Below are 22,486 nucleotides of genomic sequence, written 5' to 3' on the forward strand. Positions count from 1 at the left end.
AACTTTTGTGACACATAGGGTCAACTCATGACCATTTTGTTATTTTTAGTCATCAACAAAAAAGCCCGCGCAAGGCGAGCTTCGTTGTAACGGATTTATATGACTAAAGCGCAAACAACTCCGCCGGCAATTGCATCAGGCAATCGCTACCCGCCTCTATGGCCGCCCGATGAGCAGCTGTGCGTGGCAAGAGACGCTTGAAGTAAAACTCGCTGGTCGCCAGTTTGCCCCTGCAGAAGTCGCCATCGCCGCTGCCAGCATCGAGCTGCGCCTGAGCCACCAGCGCCATGCGCAACCACAGGTAGCCAAGGATGATGTAACCGCTGTACATCAGGTAATCCACCGACGCGGCACCCACTTCGTCAGGGTTTTTCATCGCGGCCATGCCGACCCTGGTGGTCAACTCACCCCACTGCTGGTTCAGTTGATTGAGCTGCGCCACATACCCGGCCAGTTGCGGATGCTCGGCATTCGCCGCGCAGAACTTGTGGACGATTTTGGTGAACCCGCGCAGCAGCTTGCCCTGGCTGCCGAGGACCTTGCGCCCGAGCAGGTCCAGCGCCTGAATGCCGTTGGTGCCCTCATAGATCGGCGCGATCCGGCAGTCGCGAACCAGTTGCTCCATGCCCCATTCGCGAATGAACCCGTGGCCGCCAAACACCTGCATGCCGTGGTTGGTCACCTCCAGGCCGGTGTCGGTCATGAAGGCTTTGCAGATCGGCGTGAGGAACGCCAACAAGTCTTCGGCATCCTGACGCGCCGTTTCGTCCGCGCTCAGGTGTGCAACGTCGAGCAACTGCGCGGTGAAGTAGGTCAGCGCGCGGTTGCCCTCGTTGAAGGCTTTCATGGTCAGCAACATCCGCCGCACATCAGGGTGCACGATGATCGGGTCGGCAACTTTTTCCGGGGCTTTCGGGCCGGTCAGCGCGCGCATCTGCAAACGGTCGTTGGCGTATTTGATCGCGCCCTGGAAGCTCGCCTCGCCCAGACACAGCCCTTGCATGCCGGTGCCCAGCCGCGCGTGGTTCATCATGGTGAACATGCAGTTGAGGCCCTTGTTCGGCTCACCGATCAAAAAGCCCTTGGCCTCGTCGAAGTTCAGCACGCAGGTGGCCGAGGCCTTGATGCCCATTTTGTGTTCGATCGAGCCGCAGGACACACCGTTGCGCTCGCCCGCTTCGCCCGTCGCATCGGGCAGGAACTTGGGCACGATGAACAGCGAAATGCCCTTGGTCCCGGCCGGTGCGTCCGGCAATTTGGCCAGCACCAGGTGAATGATGTTGGCGCTCATGTCGTGCTCGCCGGCGGAGATGAAGATCTTGCTGCCAGAGATCGCGTAGCTGCCATCAGCCGCAGGCACGGCGCGGGTCTTGATGATGCCCAGGTCGGTGCCGCAATGGGCTTCGGTCAGGCACATGGTGCCGGTCCATTGGCCAGCGGTAAGCTTCTTCAAATAGGTCTGCTTCTGCGCCTCGGTGCCATGGGCGTGGATCGCCGACATCGCTCCGTGGGTCAGGCCGGGGTACATGCCCCATGAAGTGTTGCTGGAGCCCACCATCTCGCTGATCACCAGGCCCAGAGAGATCGGCAGCCCTTGACCGCCGTAAAGCGGATCCGCCGCCAAGCCATGCCAGCCGCCCTCGATATATTGGGCGAATGCCTGCTTGAAGCCCATGGGCGTTGTGACCACGCCATTGTCGAAATGACAGCCTTCTTCATCGCCGCTGCGGTTGAGCGGCGACAGCACGTTTTCGCAGAACTTCGCGCCCTCCTCGAGGATCGCATTGACCATGTCCGGGCTGGCATCGGTGGCCCCCAGCGCGGCGTAGTTGCTGTGAAAGTCGAAGACGTGGTCGATCAGAAAGCGCATGTCGCGCAAGGGAGCTTTGTACTCGGGCATGGTCATTCTCCGTCGGCAGATTTCTTCAACCTACTGCCGCCGGCCGTGCCTCACAACCACCTACCGCTCGCTGAATGCGCCATCATCACTCAACCGTAGCGGCGTCCATGCGCACGGCGCCACGGCGGTTCTGCCCGAACGCCATCACACAGTTTCGCCCGGCACCCTTGGCGCTGTAGAGCGCCTTGTCAGCGGACTTGAGCACCTCTTCAGGGGTGCGTTGATCGATCCGCTCGGCAACGCCGATACTGACTGTCACCGATACACTCGACGCCCCGGAACCGGCACGCCGCTGGCGCCCCTGATTATCGTCCTGCGGGCGGTTTTCCTGATTGCGCAGTTGAATGTTGTATGTGGCGATGGAATCGCGGATGACTTCCAGGTGCGGCAGGCACTCTTCGAGGGTCTTGCCTGCAAACACCAGGGCAAACTCCTCGCCGCCATAGCGATACGCCTTACCGCCTCCGCCGATTTTCGACAGTTTGCTGGCCACCAGCCGCAGCACCTGATCGCCTACGTCGTGGCCGTGGGTGTCGTTGAATTTCTTGAAGTGGTCGACGTCGCTCATGGCCAACACGTAGTTGCGCCCCAACCGTTGCATGCGCTCATTTAGCGCACGACGGCCTGGCAGCCCGGTCAGTTCGTCGCGGAAGGCCATTTGATAGGCTTCGTGGGCAACGGCGGCGGCGATCATCAGCATCACCTGGCTGCACATTATGTTGAGGGTGAACGGCAGGATGAAGGTTTTCGGCAACATCCAGAACAGCCCGAGCAGCCCCACCAATTGCGCGGCGTGCAGCGGTCGCGGATTGCGCCAGTATTGCCAGGCCAGCAGCAGAAACGCAGCGATGAACACCGGGTAGGACAACTGGATCAGGCTCATCCAGGCGCCATGCAAGGCGGGCCAGCGAATCTCCGACAGCCAGACCAGCAGCGCGTGCGGATAGCTTTGCTCAAGCCCCAAAGCCACGCTGCCAACCGCCAAAAGTACTGCAAAACGCGCCACCATGTCCTGGAACAGATGGGTACGCTCCTGCCAAGCCGCGAACACGCCAAACAGCAGCGGCAGCAGCAGGCAACACAAATGAAAGACCACGGCGGCATCGTCACGCACTTTGCCGTTGTCGCGGTAATAGTCGGTCTGGGTGTCGAGCAGGAAGTAGGCGATGTACACCGTGACCATCAGAAACAGTTCACGCTGGCGTCGGTAAACCGCGCAATAGGCGCCACCGAGCAACAGCACCAGGGTGGGCAGCACGTTGAACAGCGAGGTGAAGAAGACGTTCAGATCCTTGATGTACGCAGCCGCAAGCCCCGCCAGTAACAGCAGCAATGACGGCAGAAAATGACTGAAACGCACAGCGGAAGAGCGCGGCAAGGGTAAAGCTCCGACCGGTCAGATCAATAGATGGCAATGTGCCCACCACTTTAACGGCAGCCCCCCCGATTTGCTGAGTGAAATACTGAGGTATTTGTAAAAGGTCGTCACTGGCGTCCATCAGTCGCCAGTGACGCAAGGGCGATACGGTTACAGGTCGTTGTTGAACGGTTGCAGCGGCCCTTCCAGCGCTGTGCGACCTTCGGCACCGACCGGATTGAGCTGGATTTCGGCGTCCTGCGCCTGCCGGGTAGTGATCTTCGGACTGGCCGGTTTTTGCCCGACCGAGTTTTCATCACCCTTTTCGCCCTGTGGCAGTACCAGCGATGGATGGTCAAACGGCGCCCGTTCCCACGCGACCCGAGGGTCGGTAAGCCCGACTTCCATGAACTTGACCAGCGCATCCACTTCATCCGGGGCCAGGTTCAGCCGGGTCATGTCCGGATCGAGGTTCGAGCCGTTGTGCTGATTGACCGCCGGATGCACGAAGCCGCTGGTGTTGCTGGCATCTTCGCCACGCCGGTCGCCGCCGCGGTTGTAGAACTCCATCACCTGTTGCAGCGTTGCGCGACTGCCATTGTGGAAATACGGTCCGGTCAACGCGATGTTGCGCAAGGTCGGCGTCTTGAAGGCGCCATCGACCGCATCGCGGAAACCGACATTGGGCTTGAGCGTCGTATCACAAGGGATGGCCGGGCTCAAAGGCACTTCGAAGGTGCACACATCGACTTCCAGCGGGTCAGGGATCTGGCCGCCCTGCAGTACGGTGTTGTACTCACGAGTGAAGGACAACGGATTGCCCCAGGCATCCGAGCCACCGAGCGCCAGGTCTTCCGAGGTCGGACGCACCCCGGTGTTGTAGAAGCCGTTGTCATACAGTGTGGTCAGGTTGTCGGCCATGACCATGCGTTCGATCCGTTCCCGAGGATGGAACAGCAAGCGGCTGCCGGCGTTGGTCAATTCCGCACCGCCGTGGCAACTGATGCACTTGCCCTTGCCCAGGAACAGATTCATGCCCTGGACCTGCTGCTCGTTCATGGCCGTATGATCGCCCTGCAAATAGGCATCCAGCGGCGCCTGGTCCGAGATCAGCGTGGACTCATACATCTGAATCGCCAGCCCGAAGAACAACGGGAAGTTCGCCTCCATCTGGGTGTATGGCGCACCGCCCAGCAAGACCTGCTGCGTGGCATTCCACAGGCGCGGCTGGAACGCGTTCTTGATCAGTTCACGGTAGGTCGGCCGATGACCACCGGATACCGGCCCGAGTATCGAGTCGGTGGACGAGATCCGTTGCTGCTTGAGCATCAAGGTGTCGAGCATGCGCCGGCCAATGTCGGCGAAGGTACGTCCGCCGCAGGACATTTCTACCGGGCTGCCGGGAGGCCCTACCGCTTGCGAGGCGGCGGAAGCATCCTTGAGCGCCAGCCTGACTTTGGTCGCCACGCCACCGCGATCGCTGGTCACGAAAATCCCGGCGTCAGGGTCGCGATTGCCGAACGGCGAGAAGCCATTGAATACGTTATTGGCCCGGCCATCCCAGAAGTTGCGCACGTTGAACGCAGCGTTGATCACCGTTGGCGCATTGCGCCCGGTGCTACGGCGAACATTGATACCGCCCACCTGGAAGATACCGTCCGGTTGCTGAATGCACTTGTCGAACCGCGACTGATTGGGCTTGACGAAGTTGGCGTCGAACACGCCTTGGGAGCCGATGACATCATCGCTTGAATAGACAATCGCCGAGTTGCGATCCAGCGGATCGGCCAGCACGTGGGTCGGGAAGTCGCTTTTCTTCAGCAGGTAGTTCGGACCGCCCTTGCCACCGGACCTGGTGGTGTAGCTCGGCACGTCGCCCGGAATATCCGACGCGGTGAACGGTTTGTTGAAGATCGACGAGACGTTCGCGTTGGTATTCGCCTGGCCCGGGTTGATCTGGTTGGTGGTGCGGTGATCGACACCCGCGTGGAAGTGGCAGGACGCGCAAGCGGTGGAGCCGTCACTGCCGATCTCCATGTCCCAGAACAGTGCCTTGCCCAGGAGCACTGCCGCCGAGCGATTGAGCACGTAGTCGGTCATCAGGTCGACCTTGCGCCCGCCTTCGGTTCCCGAAGGGTCGGGAGGCGTCATGCCGCGCAGTGACTGCAGACCAGGCACGTCCGGCACGGCCGGAACGACCGGGTCTGCGGCCCAAACGCTCATGACGGGCAGGCCAATGGCGAAGAGTGTCATCACCATTGCACGGGGCAAGCAGGTGGTTCGAAAGATGCTCAAATAATTAAACATGACGACGTTCCCGATTCAGTACGGAGTAGTCAGGCTCCGCGGTTGCCCTGTTGCGAGATGAGCTCATCGCCATGAATGTTGCTGCTCGCTCGAGTAACCACATCAACTTGAAGTTGCATGGACAATGCGAGACCCAACTGGCAAAGCACTCTCGTGGCCCAGGCCTTTTTAAAAAATGATATTTGGCACTACTGGATAGCGCTTGATGCAACTCTAGCTGCAACAAAACATTTCAACATGAAAATTTCTACATTTTTCATTTAAGTCAAATCAAGAAACCCTACTATCAACAGCAACTGCGCACTATTCCTCAGTTCTGGTTAAACTTCACCCAATTATTGGGTGCCATTCCCCAAACAGCCCGCATCCGGTGATCACCAACGACTTCTAAAAGCCAGCATTTAAAGGGCATCACGTCACCAGACTGCGTTTTTTTGAAGCTGGCAGAGTATTTGCTCATCCAAATACCCCGGTGTAAACGGCACTTAAAAAACACCTGTAAAACCGCATCGCCAGCCAAAAAAAACATCCATCAAACATATAAAACCCATTCGTGCGCAAGTTGCACTGCGTTAGCTATTGTCTTTTTATTTATACCTCCCATACACGACTATTTTTTCTCCACCCTCTTCACCCCCCTTTTGCACACCTGCGACTTTAGTAGTATTTAACAGACAACACTTCTCAACTACCACTAACGGAGACACACCTACTAAAACTTTTCACAGCACTCCAAATTTGGGCATATATACCCACCTACTTTGGCGTTAATCACATAACTATAACTATGTGTATATCACCAACATCAGCGCAGCCCGCATTTTTACTGGCTAACAAGGCGACTGAACCAATCAGGCACGACTACTGCTAGGTGCCCCTCAGGCTCAAGGAAATGTCTCTCGCGTTTGCGTCCGTAACCGGCCAACGCAACGCAGGTGAAAGCATCCGAACGGCAAGTGTCGACCGTACACAGGCACTTACCCCGCTGGATCGAGCCCCAATTCGACACTCACGGCTTTGCGTTTTTCTTGCGCAGGATTCAGCGCATCAGCAGATCCGCGATCTCGATCGGCCGGCAATTGGTCCTGCAAGATTCTGGAGTGAGCCATGAGCTTATCTTTGTTCGAAAAAACGCTCGCCATACCGCTGCTGCCTCACAAACGATTCAACGGCATCTTCAGTCGCCATGCTCTGCTCGCCGGTGCCGTCGCTGTCGCACTGGCCATTGGTGGTGGAGATGCATTTGCCAAAAACGGAGCTGGCGGTGGCGGTGGCGGTGGTGGCGGGACTGCCAAGCCCCCGGGTTTGCCCTCGCCGTTCACGACACCCACACTGCCCGATCCGATTTTTACAAACCCGACTGCGATTCATGGGTTTGACGTTACCGGTTTTATCCAAAACATGACCCTGGACACCACCAATGCGAATTGCCCCAATACCAGCGACCCGGGCCGCTTTGGGGGGACCGTCCAGTTGAACGGCGTCACGATTGTTGTCCCTTGCAACACCGTTATGCAGATGCCGGCCAACACCCTGACCTGGGCCGACTTCGTCAGGGTTGGAACCCTGGCGCTCGGAAAATCACCGGCAGCCTACCCCTCGTTCGAGATCCATGTGGTAGGTAATACTGTCTCCAACAAGCAAATTGCCGGGCTGATCTTTGTCTCCCAGCAATCAGTCAATGCGGGCAGCGGTGTCATCACCCGGATCGACTACACCAACGGCAACCTCGAAGTTGACAGCGGAAACCCGACGCAACCCACGATCATTCAGATCAACGATCCGAATGGACGTTTTGGCCGTGCCCAAAGCCCCGACCCACGCTTCTCCGTCGATGATGCCAACCCGACCATCCATGCCGCCACCGGCTACCCGATGTGCGTGCCGCGCACGATTTCCGGGGACGATGCACTCTGCCCACAGAAAAACCGGCCACAAGTGGTCACCCCGACCACGACCAACAACTGCCGCAACTTCAGCCAGGCCGGCGTCACGCCTCCGGCCAGTGGAGAGCTCTCGGGTCCAGCGGTGGGGCAGGTCTATTGCAGCCAGTACGTCATGAAGAGATTCAGCGATGCTACACGCACGGCGACGGACCCCGACCCGACACAACAGGCACCCTTCGAAGTCGGCGACTTCATCAGCTGGTCCGGTACTCTGTTCAAGTCAGCAACAACGGGGCTCCCGGACTTCATCTCTGCACACACGATCGAGGCGAATGTCGGGATCTACACTCAGCCTGGTTCGCAGCCCAGCTACCTGGCTATCGGGGAATTTGGCATCGGTACGGCCGACCCGGCCGCAACGGCCATCAGCGGAGTAGCCCAAGAGACGCAGGACCGGATTTTCCTTGAAGCCTCGACCACCGACATCCAGACCCCGGTCGATATCTATCTGATAGATGTCAATCCATCGACAGGTGTGCAAACCAATCGCTGGATTACACCCTATGAGATGACGGGTGAATGCAACCCTGGGCTTGGCCTTGCGGCCAGTTGCCTGGGAGCCTCGGGTGGTATTACCACACAGAACACGGGGGCCCAGCCACAACGCGCCAGATTACGCGCGACCAAAGCGCCCACCGGGCTACTTAGCCAGCCGACACGTACCTTGCGCGTTGTTGCACGGTCACTTTGCGTTCCACAGCAAAGCTTATCCCAGGCCGGCGTGGACGGTTGCATCCAGAATGCGGGCAGGCTGACCGTCGCCAATGGGCTGATTGCCGGACAGTATGTGGCGCCGGTGTTCGAGTTCATCTTTCCGGAAGGTGTCAAGCCTGGCGATCCCGTCGTCCCGAACGACTTCTGGCACCTGCCGTTCATACGTAACGGCGAAGGCGTGAGTACCCCGACTGGCGTCGGCCCCCTGGACCCGACGCCATGGTGATCAAAGCCTGACCACAGCGCAAAAAAAACCGCCGCTCCCGGAGGAAGCGGCGGTTTCTTTATGAAGGACTGCGCCAGGACTTAGTAGCCCAGGTCGAAGTTCTCTTCTTTCATGTCCATCAGGTTGTTGGCGCCCGACAGCATGGTTGCGACGTGAGTGCGGGTACGCGGCAGGATGCGCTGGAAGTAGAAACGCGCAGTCTGCAACTTGGCGGTGTAGAAGGCCTCTTCGGAAGTGCCGGCAGCCAGTTTCTCGGCAGCCAGACGCGCCATGTCAGCCCAGAAGTAGGCCAGGCAGGCGTAACCGGAGTACATCAGATAGTCCACGGAGGCCGCGCCGACTTCTTCGCGATCTTTCATGGCAGCCATACCGACCTTCATGGTCAGTTCGCCCCATTCCTTGTTCAGTGCAGCCAGCGGTGCGACGAACTCTTGAACCGCTTCGTTGCCTTCGTTGGTCTGGCAGAATTTGTGGACGATCTTGGTGAAGCCTTTCAGAGCCTCGCCTTGGGTCATCAGCACTTTACGGCCCAGCAGGTCGAGTGCCTGGATACCGGTGGTGCCTTCGTACAGCATCGAGATGCGGCTGTCGCGAACGTTCTGCTCCATGCCCCACTCGGCGATGAAGCCGTGACCGCCGTAGATCTGCACGCCGTGGTTGGCCGCTTCGAAACCGACTTCAGTCATGAAGGCCTTGGCGATTGGCGTCATGAAGGCCAGCAGTGCGTCGGCTTTCTTCTTCTCTTCTTCATCTACGCCGTACTTGACGATGTCGACCTGCTTGGCGGTGAAGTAAACCATCGCACGGTTGCCTTCGGCGAATGCCTTCATGGTCAACAGCATGCGACGTACGTCAGGGTGCACGATGATCGGGTCAGCGGCTTTGTCCGGCGCTTTCGGGCCAGTCAGCGAGCGCATTTGCAGACGGTCACGAGCGTATTTCAGGCCGCCCTGAAAACCGACTTCGGCGTGGGCCAAGCCTTGCAGCGCGGTACCCAGACGTGCGGTATTCATGAAGGTGAACATGCAGTTCAGGCCTTTGTTCGCCGGGCCGATCAGGAAACCGGTGGCGCCGTCGAAGTTCATCACGCAGGTGGCGTTGCCGTGGATGCCCATCTTGTGTTCCAGGGAACCGCAGGACACGGCGTTACGCGCACCGATCGAACCATCGGCGTTCGGCATGAACTTCGGCACGATGAACAGAGAGATGCCTTTGGTGCCAGCCGGTGCATCCGGCAGGCGGGCCAGTACGATGTGGACGATGTTGTCGGCCATGTCGTGTTCACCGGCCGAGATGAAGATCTTGGTGCCGGAAACCTTGTAGGAACCGTCGGCCTGAGGCTCGGCCTTGGTGCGCAGCATGCCAAGGTCGGTGCCGCAGTGCGGCTCGGTCAGGCACATGGTGCCGGTCCACTCGCCGGAAACCAGCTTGGTCAGGTAAGCCTCTTGCTGCTCAGGGGTACCGTGCTCGGAGATGGTGTTCATCGCACCGTGCGACAGGCCCGGGTACATGCCCCACGACCAGTTGGCCTCGCCAACCATTTCGCTGACCGCCAGACCCAGGGATTCCGGCAGGCCTTGGCCGCCGTGCGCAACGTCGTGGGCCAGGCTTGGCCAGCCGCCTTCGACGAATTGCTTGTAGGCTTCCTTGAAGCCAGTCGGGGTCTTGACGCCGGACTCGCTCCAGGTACAACCCTCGATGTCGCCCACACGGTTCAGCGGAGCCAGTACCTGTTCACAAAACTTGGCACCCTCCTCAAGAATGGCGTCAACCATGTCCGGAGTTGCGTCGGCACAAGCCGGAAGGCTCTGATAGTGCGCTTCGTAGCCGAGCAGTTCGTCACGAACGAAGCGAATATCACGCAAGGGGGCCTTGTAGTCAGGCATAGCGATAAACCTCTGCTGATGTAACCGGGAATGGACGACCGCATTGATTTGTTGTTGCGATCAAACAGTTGTTTGAAACATACGTTTACGCCCAATTCTTGTCAAGCGTCGATCTTTTGCCGTTCGTCATCGCAGGCTTGGACACACAGGCACACGACAGCGCAGCCGCGCTTTCAAAGCGGCCAGCCATGCGGAAAAGATTAGTTGAGGAAGAAAGACTTACGCAGAAAAACGCCGCGAACGGGCGCGGCGCTGGAGAGTACGGATTCTGTAAAAATCAAGCGAAGGTATCGATCAACGTTCCGAGCACTTCATCGGCTGCCTTGGCGACTTTCACGCCCAGCTCCGCCTGAATCTTGCCTTGGGCCATTTCGACCACGTTGCTGCTCAGGTCCGATTGCTGGCTGCGATCAACCGATCGCAGACGATCGACCTGCGCCTCGGAGGACTGGCTGGTGACCGATCGCTCGATCGTCATGTTGGCGATCTGCCCGGCGGCTTGATCGACACGGTTCAGCCCTGCCTGAAGGGTGCTCAGACCTGCATAAAAAGCGCTGCTTCCTGAGATTTCCATGGGAAAACTCGTCCTTTCAAAGGATGAACAGCGGCCATTGAAGCAGAGTGGCCGGCAAAACACTCGACAAAAACACTAATGGCACAGTGCCTTATCATAGGCAAAACCCGCATTGCAAAAACGTCAGTCCAACAGGTCCAGTTGCAAGTACTCGGCCACTGCCTCGGCCGTAACGGCCTTGAGTTTAGGCACACGCCCCAGGCACGGCGCCGGGAGGCGCTCGGCAAGGGTGGCGAGGTTTTCTTCCAGCCGCGAGGTTTTCGGGTCGATGATGTTGGCCACCCATCCCGCCAGTTGCAAACCGTCCCGGGCAATCGCTTCGGCGGTCAGCAAGGCATGGCTGATACAGCCCAATCGCACGCCGACCACCAGAATCACCGGCAGCTTCAATGCGATGGCGAGGTCCGACAGATTGTCCTGATCCGCCAAGGGTACGCGCCATCCGCCGGCGCCTTCGATCAGGGTGAAGTCCGCCTGCATACCCAGAATCTGCCGCATTGGCGCCAGCAACGACTGCACCGTCAGCGCCACACCCGCCTCTCGCGCCGCCAGGTGCGGGGCGATGGCCGGTTCGAAGGCCACCGGATTGACCTGGGCATACGTCAGCGGCAGCGAACACTCCGCCAGCAAGGCCAGCGCATCGGCGTTGCGCAGGCCTTTGGGCGTCACGTCGCAACCGGAAGCGACCGGCTTGCCCGCCGCCGTGCTCAAGCCCGCCGAACGCGCCGCATGCAGCAGGCCAGCAGCGACCGTGGTTTTACCGACATCGGTATCCGTGCCGGCGATGAAATAGGCTGCGCTCATAAGGGTTTCTCCAATACGGCGTACACCACTTGATAAGTCGCCGGCAGTCCCTGAGCCCGGCGAAACTGCTCGTAAGCCTCGATCAAACCCAAAATCCGCGCTCGCCCGGTCAAGCCGCCCGGCCGTCCGGGATTGAGGTTGTGCGCGCCCAGCGCCTTGAGTTCATGGGTCAGGCTGCGCACATCCGGGTAATGCAGCACATGCGGCAGATTTTGCAGACTGACGACCCGTAAACCACTGGCAGCGCACAACTGCTGATAAACACCAAACTCCCGGAAGCGGTTTACGTGCACCATGCCATCGACCTGCCGCCAGCTGTCGCGCAGTTCAAACAACGTCCCTGCACAAAGACTAGCAAACGCGAAGATGCCGCCCGGTTTCAGCACTCGAAAAGCTTCACTGAGCACCGAGTCGAAGTCCGCGCACCACTGCACCGCCAGGCTGGAGAAGATCAGCTCGCAGGTCGAATCCTGCAGTGGCAAACGCTCGGCATCGCCAGCCACGAAGTGCGTGGCACCGCCCAATGGCCGGGCGTGCTCGAGCATGCCTTCGGCGATGTCCAGCGCCACCCCGTGGCTGCTTGGAAATTGCTCACCCAGGGCACGACTGAAATGCCCGGTGCCGCAGCCCAGATCCAGCCAATGCTGCGGTACAAAGCCCTGTGGCAAGCGCCTGAGCAATTGGCTGCCCACATCACGCTGCAACTCGGCCACGCTGTCGTAGCTTGCCGCTGCGCGGGAGAATGACGCGGCTACCTGGCGCTTGTCTGGCAAGGCGCCGGGCAGGTTGGGAAAGGATAAATCAGTCATCACCGGACTCATGCAAAAAGGCCTGGATCGCCCCCGCCACACCGTGGGGATCCTCCAGAAGAAACGCGTGGCCGGCCTGTTCAATCAGACCGATTTCGACATCCGGCAGCAATGCCAACAACTCGCCCGCCGCCTCCACCGGCACCAGCCCGTCGAGGCCGGCGAACAGATGCAGTTGCGGACCGCGGAACGATTGCAGTGCCTGTCGTGTATCCAGTTGCGCGAGCACTTGCAGACCACTGAGCAGCACCGGCGCGGCGGTGTTCGGGGCGCCACCGAGCAACAACCGCGACAATCCGCGCGGGTCTTCGGCGCCTTGGGCGCACAGCAGTGAAAAACGCTTCAATGTCGCACGAGGATCGGCTGCACATCCCGCCAGAAACGCATCGAAGGTTTCCCCGGACATTGCGCTTGACCATTGTTCATGAGCGACAAAAGAAGCGTTGCTGGCCAGGGTAAGCACACCACAGCAGCGATCGCCACGCCGGGCCGCCAACTCGCAGGCGAGCATGCCGCCCAATGACCAGCCGCCCAGCCAGGCGTCTTGCGGCAAGGTCGAATCAAGCTCATCGAGCCACTCTTCAAGATCGCTCGACTCCAGCTCCGGCAACGGCTCTATCTCGACATGCAGGTGCTCATCCAGGCCGCGCAAGGCTGCCGCCAGAGGCTCCAGCGGTGAAACGCCAAGGCCCCAGCCGGGCAGCAGAATCAGACGATCACGCATGGCTTGGCTCCGACTGCAGTTGTTGAAAACAATCGGCCAGTCCGTTTAACAATAGCTGTACTTGAGCTTCGCTGTGGGCAGCCGTCAGCGTGACCCGTAGTCGGGCGCTGCCGGCGGGTACGGTCGGCGGGCGAATCGCAGTCACCATCAACCCGCGTTCACGCAGCATTTGCGAAAGGCGCACCGCGCGCCCCGCGTCGCCGATCATGATCGGCTGGATCGGCGTGAAGCTGTCCATGAGTTCCAGGCCAATCTGTTCGGCGCCCTGGCGGAACTGGCGGATCAGTGTCTGCAAATGCTCGCGACGCCAGTGTTCGCTGCGCAGCAGTTCCAGGCTTTTCAACGTGGCGCAGGCCAGCGCGGGTGGCTGGCTGGTAGTGTAGATGTAGGGGCGGGCGAACTGGATCAGGCTTTCGATCAGCTCGTCGCTGCCAGCCACAAAGGCACCCGCCGTACCGAACGCCTTGCCGAGGGTGCCGACCAACACGGGAACGTCATCCTGGCTCAAGCCGAAGTGTTCGACGATGCCGCCACCGTTGGCACCCAGTGGTCCAAAACCGTGGGCATCGTCGACCATCAACCAGGCGCCTTTGGCCTTTGCCTCTCGAGCCAGCGCAGGCAGGTCGGCGATATCACCGTCCATGCTGAACACGCCGTCGGTGACCACCAGCGTATTGCCGGTGGCTTTTTCCAGGCGTTTGGCCAGGCTCACCGGGTCGTTGTGCAAGTAGCGATTGAACCGCGCGCCGGACAGCAGCCCCGCGTCGAGCAGCGACGCATGATTGAGCCGGTCTTCGAGCACCGTATCGCCCTGCCCCACCAGTGCCGTGACCGCACCGAGGTTGGCCATGTAACCGGTGGTGAACAGCAACGCGCGAGGGCGACCGGTCAGGTCGGCCAACGCTTCTTCCAGTGCATGGTGTGGGGAGCTATGGCCGACGACCAAGTGTGACGCCCCTCCGCCCACACCCCACTTCAAGGCGCCAGCACGCCAGGCTTCGATCACTTGCGGATGATTGGCCAGGCCCAGATAGTCGTTGTTACAGAATGCCAGCAACGGCTGGCCATCGACCACCACTTGCGGCCCCTGCGGGCTTTCGAGCAGCGGTCGCTGGCGGTAGAGGTTTTCGGCACGACGGGCAGCAAGGCGTGCGGCGAGATCGAAAGACATGCAGGCCTCAGGGATCAGTTCACAGGTTGGCGAACACTACGCAGTCTCCTGTGGGAGCGAGCCTGCTCGCGATGCGGACTGACAATCGACATGGATGTCGACTGACATGACGCCATCGCGAGCAGGCTCGCTCCTACAGGGGTTTTGCATTCCTTCAGGGGAATGAATGCTTAATCAAACAGCCGCGTTATAGAACTGCTCGCTGTTTTTTTGCTCCACCAGCGCCTGCTCGATAGCCGCCTGATGCACTTCATCGGCATGTTCTTCGCGGGCTTCCGGCAGGATGCCCAGACGCGAGAACAGTTGCATGTCCTTGTCGGCCTGCGGGTTGGCGGTGGTCAGCAGTTTTTCGCCGTAGAAAATCGAGTTGGCGCCAGCAAAGAACGCCAGGGCCTGCATCTGTTCGTTCATGGCTTCGCGGCCGGCGGACAGGCGCACGTGGGATTGCGGCATCAGGATGCGCGCGACGGCGAGCATGCGGATGAAGTCGAACGGATCGACGTCGTCGGCATTTTCCAGCGGTGTACCGGCGACTTTCACCAGCATGTTGATCGGCACCGACTCCGGATGCTCCGGCAGGTTGGCCAGCTGTATCAGCAGGTTGGCGCGGTCGTCCAGCGACTCGCCCATGCCAAGAATGCCGCCGGAGCAGATCTTCATCCCCGATTCACGCACATACGCCAGGGTTTGCAGGCGCTCACTGTAGGTGCGGGTGGTGATGATGCTGCCGTAGAACTCGGGCGAGGTGTCGAGGTTGTGGTTGTAATAGTCGAGGCCGGCATTGGCCAGCGCTTCGGTCTGCTCCTGATCCAGGCGACCGAGGGTCATGCAGGTTTCCAGGCCCATGGCCTTCACGCCTTCGACCATTTTCAGCACGTAAGGCATGTCTTTGGCCGACGGGTGCTTCCACGCCGCGCCCATGCAGAAACGGGTCGAACCGATGGCCTTGGCGCGAGCGGCCTCTTCGAGGACCTTTTGCACTTCCATCAGTTTTTCTTTTTCCAGGCCGGTGTTGTAGTGACCGGACTGTGGACAATATTTGCAATCTTCCGGGCAGGCGCCGGTTTTGATCGACAGCAGGGTCGACACCTGGACGCGGTTGGCGTCGAAATGCGCACGGTGCACTGTCTGCGCCTGAAACAGCAGGTCGTTGAATGGCTGTACGAAGAGCGCTTTGACTTCGGCTAAAGTCCAGTCATGACGCAGGGTTGCAGTGGTGCTGGCGCTCATGGGCGATTCCTTTATTCAGGCTTGGCAAGCGGCCGGGGGGAACGGAATACCCACAGGCACGACACGGATGTTTCGGCATGTTTAAGGAAGAGTGATGCGCTGTCAACCTCAATACGAAGGGCTGGTTTACATCTGGTTAAAAAACAAACAACCATGTCTTCTATGCGATGAAACGGCCGACGGCATTGTCCCTGTCTGCACGGCCTGCGAAACCGAGTTGCCCTGGCTCGGCGATCACTGCCAGACCTGCGCCCTGCCGCTTCCGGCCGTAGGCCTGACCTGCGGATATTGCCTGAAGCAGCCACCCGCCTTCGAACAAGTGATTGCCCCCTGGACCTACAGCTTTCCGGTAGACAGCTTGATTACCCGCTTCAAGCACAGTGCAAAGTGGCCGTTTGGCCGCCTGCTCGCCGAACTTCTTGCTCAATACCTGCAACATCGCTTCGAAGACGATCTGCAGCGACCCGATGCGCTGATCCCGGTGCCGCTGGCAACCCGGCGCCTGCGCAAACGCGGGTTCAATCAGGCGGCGATGCTGGCCCAGTGGCTGGGTACGAGTCTCGATATCCCTTGCGACGAACGGTTGCTGCTGCGAACCCAGGACACCGACGCCCAACAGGCATTGAACGCCGAAGCACGCCGAAAGAACCTGCGCAACGCTTTCGCCCTGGCGTCCGGCGCGGTCGTCAAAGGCCAGCACCTGGCCCTGATCGACGACGTCCTGACCACCGGTGCCACGGCCCAGGCCCTGGCTCGCCTGCTGATGGACGCCGGTGCGGCAAGGGTCGACGTCTATTGCCTGGCCCGCACGCCCAAACCCGGCGAAACACCCTGACTTGACTCGCGCGGCCCAAGCGGCCAACGTCCTCACCATCGTTACCACCCAAAGCGACTTGTCATGTCCTTGCCTACCTTGTTGTCCCAGCACATTGTCCGCCGTCCGCAGCGCATCGCCCTGCTGCAGCACATCGCCGAACAAGGCTCGATCACCCGCGCGGCAAAAAGCGCAGGCCTGAGTTACAAGGCCGCCTGGGATGCGATCGATGAGCTGAACAACCTGGCGCAGAAGCCGCTGGTGGAGCGGATTGTCGGTGGCAAGGGCGGTGGTGGTGCACGCCTGTCCATCGAAGGTCAGCGCGTATTGCGCCTGTACCAGAAGCTGCAAGCCTTGCAGGCTCAAGTGCTGGAAGCCGCTGAAGACGCCAGCGACCTGGACCTGCTCGGGCGCTTGATGCTGCGCACCAGCGCGCGCAATCAGTTGCATGGCAAGGTGGTGGCGATCGAACCTCAGGGGCGCAACGACCTGATTCGCCTCAAGGTCGCCGAAGGCGTGATCGTCGACGCGCAAATCACCCACGACAGCACCGAACGCCTGGAACTGCACATCGGCACCGAAGTCGTGGCACTGATCAAGGCCGGCTGGCTCGATGTACTGGGAATCGATTCCGCAGAAACGCCTGGAAACAATTGCCTGAAAGGCACCATCGAGAAGATTCTCGACGCCGACGATGGCCCCAGCGAAGTACGCATCACCCTGCCCAGCGGCTTGTCACTATGCGCCCTGGCCGAGCCGAGGCATCTGCAGGCATTGGGGCTGACGTGCGGCAAACCGGTGCGCGTGGAGTTTTCGCCGTCCAGGGTTCTGTTGGGCACGCCGCTGTAAGCAAAACCGTAACAAAAGGTTCATTACTCAGCATTAAGGTGTCTGCAAAACCGCAGGGAGCCTGAAATGAGTCTATTAGAAGAAAACCAGTCCACCGACCTCGAAACCATGGTCGGCCTCAGCCGCCGCGGCTTCATCAGCGCAGGTGCCCTGTGCGGCGCGGCGATGTTCCTCGGCGGCAATCTGCTGAGCCGCAGCGTGATGGCTGCCAGTGTCAGCGCCGGCAACAGCCAGTTGCTGGGCTTCGACAGCATCCCCGCCGCCACCAGCGACTCCATCACCCTGCCAGCGGGCTACAAGTCCTCGGTGCTGATCAGCTGGGGCCAGCCTCTGCACAAGGACGGCCCGGTGTTCGACCTGAGCGGCAATGGCAGCGCTGAACATCAGGAAGCCCAGTTCGGCGACAACAACGACGGCATGAGCCTGTTCGAGTTTCCCGGTGAAAAAGACCGGGCGCTGATGGCAATCAACAACGAATACACCAACTACCGCTACCTCTACGCCCACGGCGGCATGCCGCAATCGGCGGAAGAAGTGCGCAAGGCACTGGCCTGCGAAGGTGTGTCGGTGATTGAAGTGCAGCGCAAGAACGGCCAATGGCAGTTTGTCCAGGGCTCGCGCTACAACCGCCGCATTCACGGCAACGCACCGATCAGCCTGAGCGGCCCTGCCGCCGGACATGCCCTGCTGAAAACCAGCGCCGACCCACACGGCAAGAACGTCCTCGGCACGTTCCAGAACTGTGCCAACGGCAAGACACCGTGGGGCACCTATCTGACCTGCGAAGAGAACTTCACCGACTGCTTCGGCAGCAGCAACGCCGAGCAGAAATTCGACCCGGCGCAAAAACGCTACGGCGCGGTGGTGACCAGCAAAGAGATCAACTGGCATCATCACGATGAGCGCTTCGACCTGGCCAAGAACCCCAACGAACTCAACCGTCACGGCTGGGTGGTGGAGATCGATCCGTTCGATCCGAAGTCGACGCCGGTCAAACGCACGGCCCTGGGGCGCTTCAAACACGAAAACGCCGCCCTGGCCGAAACCGGCGACGGTCATGCCGTGGTGTACATGGGCGACGATGAGCGCGGTGAGTTCATCTACAAATTCGTCAGCCGCGACAAGATCGACCACAAGAACCCCAAGGCCAACCGCGACATTCTTGATCACGGCACCCTGTACGTGGCGCGTTTCGATGCGGGCGACGGCAACGCCGATCACCCGAAAGGCCAGGGTGAATGGATCGAACTGACCCATGGCAAAAACGGCATCGACGCCAGCAGCGGCTTTGCCGATCAGGCCGAAGTGCTGATCCACGCCCGTCTCGCAGCCAGCGTGGTGAAAGCCACGCGTATGGACCGCCCGGAATGGATCGTGGTCAGCCCCAAGGATGGCCAGGTTTACTGCACGCTGACCAACAACGCCAAACGTGGCGAAGACGGGCAACCGGTGGGCGGGCCGAACCCACGCGAAAAGAACGTCTACGGCCAGATCCTGCGCTGGCGCACCGAGCGTGATGATCACGCCTCGCACACCTTTGCCTGGGACCTGTTCGTGGTGGCCGGCAACCCGGGTGCGCATGCCGGTACGCCAAAGGCCGGCTCGTCGAACATCACGCCGCAGAACATGTTCAACAGCCCGGACGGCCTGGGCTTCGACAAGGCCGGACGCTTGTGGATTCTGACTGACGGTGATGTGAGCAATGCCGGTGACTTTGCCGGCATGGGCAATAACCAGATGCTCTGCGCCGATCCTGCGACCGGCGAGATTCGCCGTTTCATGGTCGGGCCGGTAGGTTGTGAAGTGACCGGGATCAGCTTCTCGCCGGATCAGAAAACCCTGTTTGTCGGGATTCAGCATCCGGGTGAAAACGGCGGTTCAACCTTCCCCGAGCATCTGCCTAATGGCAAGCCGCGGTCTTCGGTAATGGCGATTACCCGGGAAGATGGCGGGATCGTCGGCGCCTGATCCGGCCTCTTCGCGGGCAAGCCCGCTCCCACAGGATTGGCGCGATTTCAAATCTGGCGCATGACCTGTGGGAGCGAGCTTGCTCCGGGCGGCGTTCCGACGATGGCGTCAGCCCAGACACCACACATCTCAGTCCAGCCACTAAAACCCCACCGTCTGCGCTACCATGCCTGGCCGGACGCAGCAGCCTGCTGCGCGCAGGAGTCAGCATGGCCCACCCGTTTGAAACCCTTACGCCAGACCTCGTACTCGACGCCGTCGAAAGCATCGGCTTTCTTAGCGACGCGCGCATCCTGGCGCTCAACAGCTACGAGAACCGCGTCTATCAGGTCGGTATCGAAGACGCCGAGCCACTGATCGCCAAGTTCTACCGGCCGCAACGCTGGAGCAACGAAGCGATTCTGGAAGAGCACCAGTTCACCGCCGAACTCGCCGACTGCGAGGTGCCAGTGGTGGCGCCGTTGATCCATAACGGTGAAACCCTGCACGAACACAACGGTTTCCGTTTCACCCTGTTCCCCCGCCGTGGTGGCCGCGCGCCGGAGCCGGGCAATCTCGACCAGTTGTATCGCCTGGGCCAGTTGCTCGGGCGCCTGCATGCGGTCGGCTCGACCCGGCCATTCGAGCACCGTGAAGCACTGGCGGTGAAAAATTTCGGCCATGATTCGCTGGCCACGTTGCTCGACGGCAATTTCATCCCCCGCAGTCTGCTGCCGGCCTACGAATCGGTGGCCCGCGATCTGCTCAAGCGTGTGGAAGATGCCTACAGCAACACGCCGCACCAGAACATCCGCATGCACGGTGACTGCCACCCCGGCAACATGATGTGCCGCGACGAGATGTTCCATATCGTCGACCTCGACGACTGTCGCATGGGTCCAGCGGTGCAGGACATCTGGATGATGCTGGCCGGCGATCGTCAGGATTGCCTGAGCCAGTTGTCGGAACTGATGGACGGCTACAACGAATTCCACGACTTCGACCCGCGTGAACTGGCCTTGATCGAACCGTTGCGCGCCCTGCGCCTGATGCATTACAGCGCCTGGCTCGCCCGCCGCTGGGATGATCCGGCATTCCCCCGCAGTTTTCCGTGGTTCGGCACCGAGCGTTATTGGGGTGATCAGGTGTTGGCGTTGCGTGAACAACTGGCGGCGCTCAATGAAGAGCCACTGAAGCTCTTCTGACCCACCCGCCCCCCTGTAGGAGCGAGCCTGCTCGCGATGGACGTCAACGATAACGCGTGCTGCCTGGATAAACGCGTTGCCCTTGCGTTCTTCGCGAGCAGGCTCGCTCCTACAGAGACCGATGTTCACAAATGACCTACCTATTCAGTCAGGACATTCGCAGACAAATCTCCTTACAATCCCCCTCTTTGTTAGCTGCCTAAGCAAGGATTCTGCATGCAAGCCGCCAACCCGCGTCGCGGGTACATTCTGGGCCTGAGTGCCTACATCATCTGGGGACTTTTCCCCCTCTATTTCAAAGCCATCGCCAGCGTGCCCGCCGTGGAAATCATCATCCACCGGGTACTGTGGTCGGCGCTGTTCGGCGCCTTGTTGCTGATGGTCTGGAAGCATCCCGGCTGGTGGCGCGAACTGCGGGAGAACCCGCGAAGGATGGCGACCCTGGCCCTGAGCGGTACACTGATTGCGGCCAACTGGCTGACCTACGTCTGGTCGGTGAACAACGGCCGCATGCTGGAGGCCAGCCTTGGTTACTACATCAACCCGTTGGTGAACGTGTTGCTGGGCATGCTGATTCTTGGTGAGCGGCTGCGACGCATGCAATGGATTGCCGTGGGTCTGGCGGCCGTGGGTGTGGCACAACAGGTCTGGCAAGTGGGGAGCCTGCCGTGGGTGTCGCTGGCGCTGGCACTGACCTTCGGCTTCTATGGCCTGATTCGCAAGCAGGCACCGGTCAAGGCGCTGCCGGGGCTGGTGGTGGAAACCTGGATGCTGGTGCCGATTGCCCTCGGCTGGTTGCTGCTCAATCCGACGGCCAGCAGCGCCCAGGCCGAATTCTGGACCACGTCCCAAGCCTGGTGGCTGGTTGCCGCCGGCCCGATCACGCTGGTGCCGCTGGTCTGCTTCAACGCTGCTGCACGGCATTTGCCCTACACGACACTGGGCTTTCTCCAGTATCTGGCACCGACACTGGTGCTGCTGCAAGCGGTCCTGCTGTTTGGCGAGCACCTGTCGTCCAGCACCCTGGTAGCGTTCATGTTCATCTGGGCCGGTCTGGCGGTTTACAGCGTCGATGCGTGGATAAGTTTGCGCCGCCGCAGCTGATCAAAAAACACACAAAACCCTACAGGCCACGTCTCCCGTGGCCTGCATCATTCGCTCCCAAGGTTATCCACAGCGTGATCCCCGCCGTTTGTGCGCAAGTCCCTGAAACTGCTGGTTTTTTGATCAGATCCTGAAGAACCCCGGCCGGTGTGGCCTGGCGGGGTGTCTCTACAGGTTATCCACAGGCGGGTGCACGTTTAACCTGGATAACCCGATCAGGGTTCACTACGCAGCACCAGCTCGACCATCAGGTCGTCCGCCAGGGTTTCCAGGCGCGATTGCAGTACGTCCAGCGACAACGTCAGCGGGACGGCAAGAATCGCTTCGGCATGGAACAACGGCTCGCTGCTCATCGGTGCCGGGCGCACTTCGGTGACCAGCCGCTCCAGGTTCACCCCCTGCTCGCTCAACAAGCGTGTGATGTCACGCACGATCCCCGGACGATCATTGCCCACCAGTTCCATGGCGATCGGCTTCCAAGTGCAGAATTGTTCGATACTGCTTTCGGCGATCAACACGCGAATGCCCTGGGCGGACAAGCCCTGCAGGGCATCGACCAATTCGTCGTAGGCCTCGGCCGGCACCCCCACCCGAAGAATCCCGGCGAATTGTCCCGCCATGCGCGACATGCGGCTTTCCAGCCAGTTACCGCCGTGTTCGGCGATGCATTGGGCAATGCGCTCGACTTGCCCTGGCTTGTCCGGTGCGAATACGGTGAGTACGAGGTGGTCCATGGCGCAGCCCTCTGGTCATGACTTTTGTTATAGAGAACCAAGTATAGGCAAGGGCTGACTCGGTGTTGACAGGTCTGACGTCATCGTCGGAACGCCGCCCGGAGCAAGCTCGCTCCCACAGGGATCGCGCAGGCCTTTGTGGGAGCGAGCTTGCTCGCGATAGGGTCGCAACCGATGAACCTGCG

The 22,486-nt window shown here is 60.2% G+C and carries 17 protein-coding genes; 6 read left to right on the plus strand and 11 right to left on the minus strand.

Annotated features, from left to right (window positions below; translation table 11 throughout):
* Window positions 1-103: 103 nt before the first annotated feature.
* The 3 genes from AC1DU9_RS01750 to AC1DU9_RS01760 form a co-directional block, all read right to left on the minus strand.
* Window positions 104-1,900 carry an acyl-CoA dehydrogenase C-terminal domain-containing protein gene (locus tag AC1DU9_RS01750; protein WP_223456897.1) on the minus strand — a complete coding sequence of 599 codons (1,797 nt, stop codon included), beginning with the start codon at window positions 1,898-1,900 and terminating at the stop codon, window positions 104-106.
* Window positions 1,901-1,985: 85 nt separating this feature from the next.
* Window positions 1,986-3,278, minus strand: a complete 1,293-nt coding sequence (locus tag AC1DU9_RS01755) for a GGDEF domain-containing protein (protein WP_223456896.1) — start codon at window positions 3,276-3,278, stop codon at window positions 1,986-1,988.
* A 150-nt stretch (window positions 3,279-3,428) separates the two neighbouring features.
* Window positions 3,429-5,564, minus strand: a complete 2,136-nt coding sequence (locus AC1DU9_RS01760) for a cytochrome-c peroxidase (protein WP_223456894.1) — start codon at window positions 5,562-5,564, stop codon at window positions 3,429-3,431.
* Window positions 5,565-6,671: 1,107 nt separating this feature from the next.
* Between AC1DU9_RS01760 and AC1DU9_RS01765 the strand changes: the two genes are divergently transcribed.
* On the plus strand, window positions 6,672-8,450 hold the full coding sequence (locus AC1DU9_RS01765) for a hypothetical protein (protein WP_223456892.1): 1,779 nt from the start codon (window positions 6,672-6,674) through the stop codon (window positions 8,448-8,450).
* A gap of 80 nt (window positions 8,451-8,530) precedes the next feature.
* Here the strand turns inward: AC1DU9_RS01765 and AC1DU9_RS01770 are convergent, their stop codons facing one another.
* The 7 genes from AC1DU9_RS01770 to bioB form a co-directional block, all read right to left on the minus strand.
* Window positions 8,531-10,336: a phenylacyl-CoA dehydrogenase gene (locus AC1DU9_RS01770; protein WP_477809674.1), complete on the minus strand. Its 1,806-nt coding sequence runs from the start codon at window positions 10,334-10,336 to the stop codon at window positions 8,531-8,533.
* Between the two features lie 277 nt (window positions 10,337-10,613).
* Entirely contained in the window at window positions 10,614-10,910 is a 297-nt protein-coding gene (locus AC1DU9_RS01775) for a pyrroloquinoline quinone biosynthesis protein PqqE (RefSeq protein WP_223456887.1), read from the minus strand.
* A gap of 123 nt (window positions 10,911-11,033) precedes the next feature.
* Entirely contained in the window at window positions 11,034-11,714 is a 681-nt protein-coding gene (gene bioD, locus AC1DU9_RS01780) for a dethiobiotin synthase (RefSeq protein WP_223456885.1), read from the minus strand.
* A complete protein-coding gene (gene bioC, locus AC1DU9_RS01785; RefSeq protein WP_223456882.1) occupies window positions 11,711-12,523 on the minus strand; it encodes a malonyl-ACP O-methyltransferase BioC in 813 nt (270 codons plus the stop codon). The genes bioD and bioC overlap by 4 nt, the downstream gene beginning before the upstream one ends.
* Entirely contained in the window at window positions 12,516-13,247 is a 732-nt protein-coding gene (locus AC1DU9_RS01790; protein WP_477809675.1) for an alpha/beta fold hydrolase, read from the minus strand. Before AC1DU9_RS01790 ends, bioC begins: the two co-directional genes overlap by 8 nt.
* Complete coding sequence (bioF, locus tag AC1DU9_RS01795) at window positions 13,240-14,418, minus strand: 8-amino-7-oxononanoate synthase (RefSeq protein WP_223456878.1); 1,179 nt, start codon at window positions 14,416-14,418, stop codon at window positions 13,240-13,242. The genes AC1DU9_RS01790 and bioF overlap by 8 nt, the downstream gene beginning before the upstream one ends.
* Before the next feature lie 174 nt (window positions 14,419-14,592).
* Window positions 14,593-15,648, minus strand: coding sequence for a biotin synthase BioB (gene bioB / locus AC1DU9_RS01800; RefSeq protein ID WP_477809676.1), 1,056 nt, complete (start codon window positions 15,646-15,648; stop codon window positions 14,593-14,595).
* 94 nt (window positions 15,649-15,742) lie between these two features.
* Here bioB and AC1DU9_RS01805 point away from each other — a divergent pair, with 94 nt between their 5' ends.
* The 5 genes from AC1DU9_RS01805 (at window position 15,743) to rarD (ending at window position 21,567) form a co-directional block, all read left to right on the plus strand.
* Window positions 15,743-16,483, plus strand: a complete 741-nt coding sequence (locus AC1DU9_RS01805; RefSeq protein ID WP_477809677.1) for a phosphoribosyltransferase family protein — start codon at window positions 15,743-15,745, stop codon at window positions 16,481-16,483.
* A 63-nt stretch (window positions 16,484-16,546) separates the two neighbouring features.
* Window positions 16,547-17,311 (plus strand): TOBE domain-containing protein, encoded by a 765-nt coding sequence (locus AC1DU9_RS01810; RefSeq protein WP_223456872.1) that lies wholly within the window; start codon window positions 16,547-16,549, stop codon window positions 17,309-17,311.
* 66 nt (window positions 17,312-17,377) lie between these two features.
* The gene (locus AC1DU9_RS01815) at window positions 17,378-19,279 is read left to right on the plus strand and encodes a PhoX family protein (protein ID WP_477809678.1); all 1,902 of its coding nucleotides are present in this window, start codon (window positions 17,378-17,380) and stop codon (window positions 19,277-19,279) included.
* 209 nt (window positions 19,280-19,488) lie between these two features.
* Window positions 19,489-20,463, plus strand: coding sequence for a serine/threonine protein kinase (locus AC1DU9_RS01820; RefSeq protein ID WP_008048240.1), 975 nt, complete (start codon window positions 19,489-19,491; stop codon window positions 20,461-20,463).
* Window positions 20,464-20,679: 216 nt separating this feature from the next.
* Window positions 20,680-21,567 carry an EamA family transporter RarD gene (rarD, locus tag AC1DU9_RS01825; protein WP_223456866.1) on the plus strand — a complete coding sequence of 296 codons (888 nt, stop codon included), beginning with the start codon at window positions 20,680-20,682 and terminating at the stop codon, window positions 21,565-21,567.
* Between the two features lie 215 nt (window positions 21,568-21,782).
* Here the strand turns inward: rarD and AC1DU9_RS01830 are convergent, their stop codons facing one another.
* Window positions 21,783-22,301 carry a glycine cleavage system transcriptional repressor gene (locus AC1DU9_RS01830; protein ID WP_223456864.1) on the minus strand — a complete coding sequence of 173 codons (519 nt, stop codon included), beginning with the start codon at window positions 22,299-22,301 and terminating at the stop codon, window positions 21,783-21,785.
* Between the last annotated feature and the right edge of the window lie 185 nt (window positions 22,302-22,486).

The sequence above is a fragment of the Pseudomonas sp. P4_C1 genome, assembly GCF_056402155.1.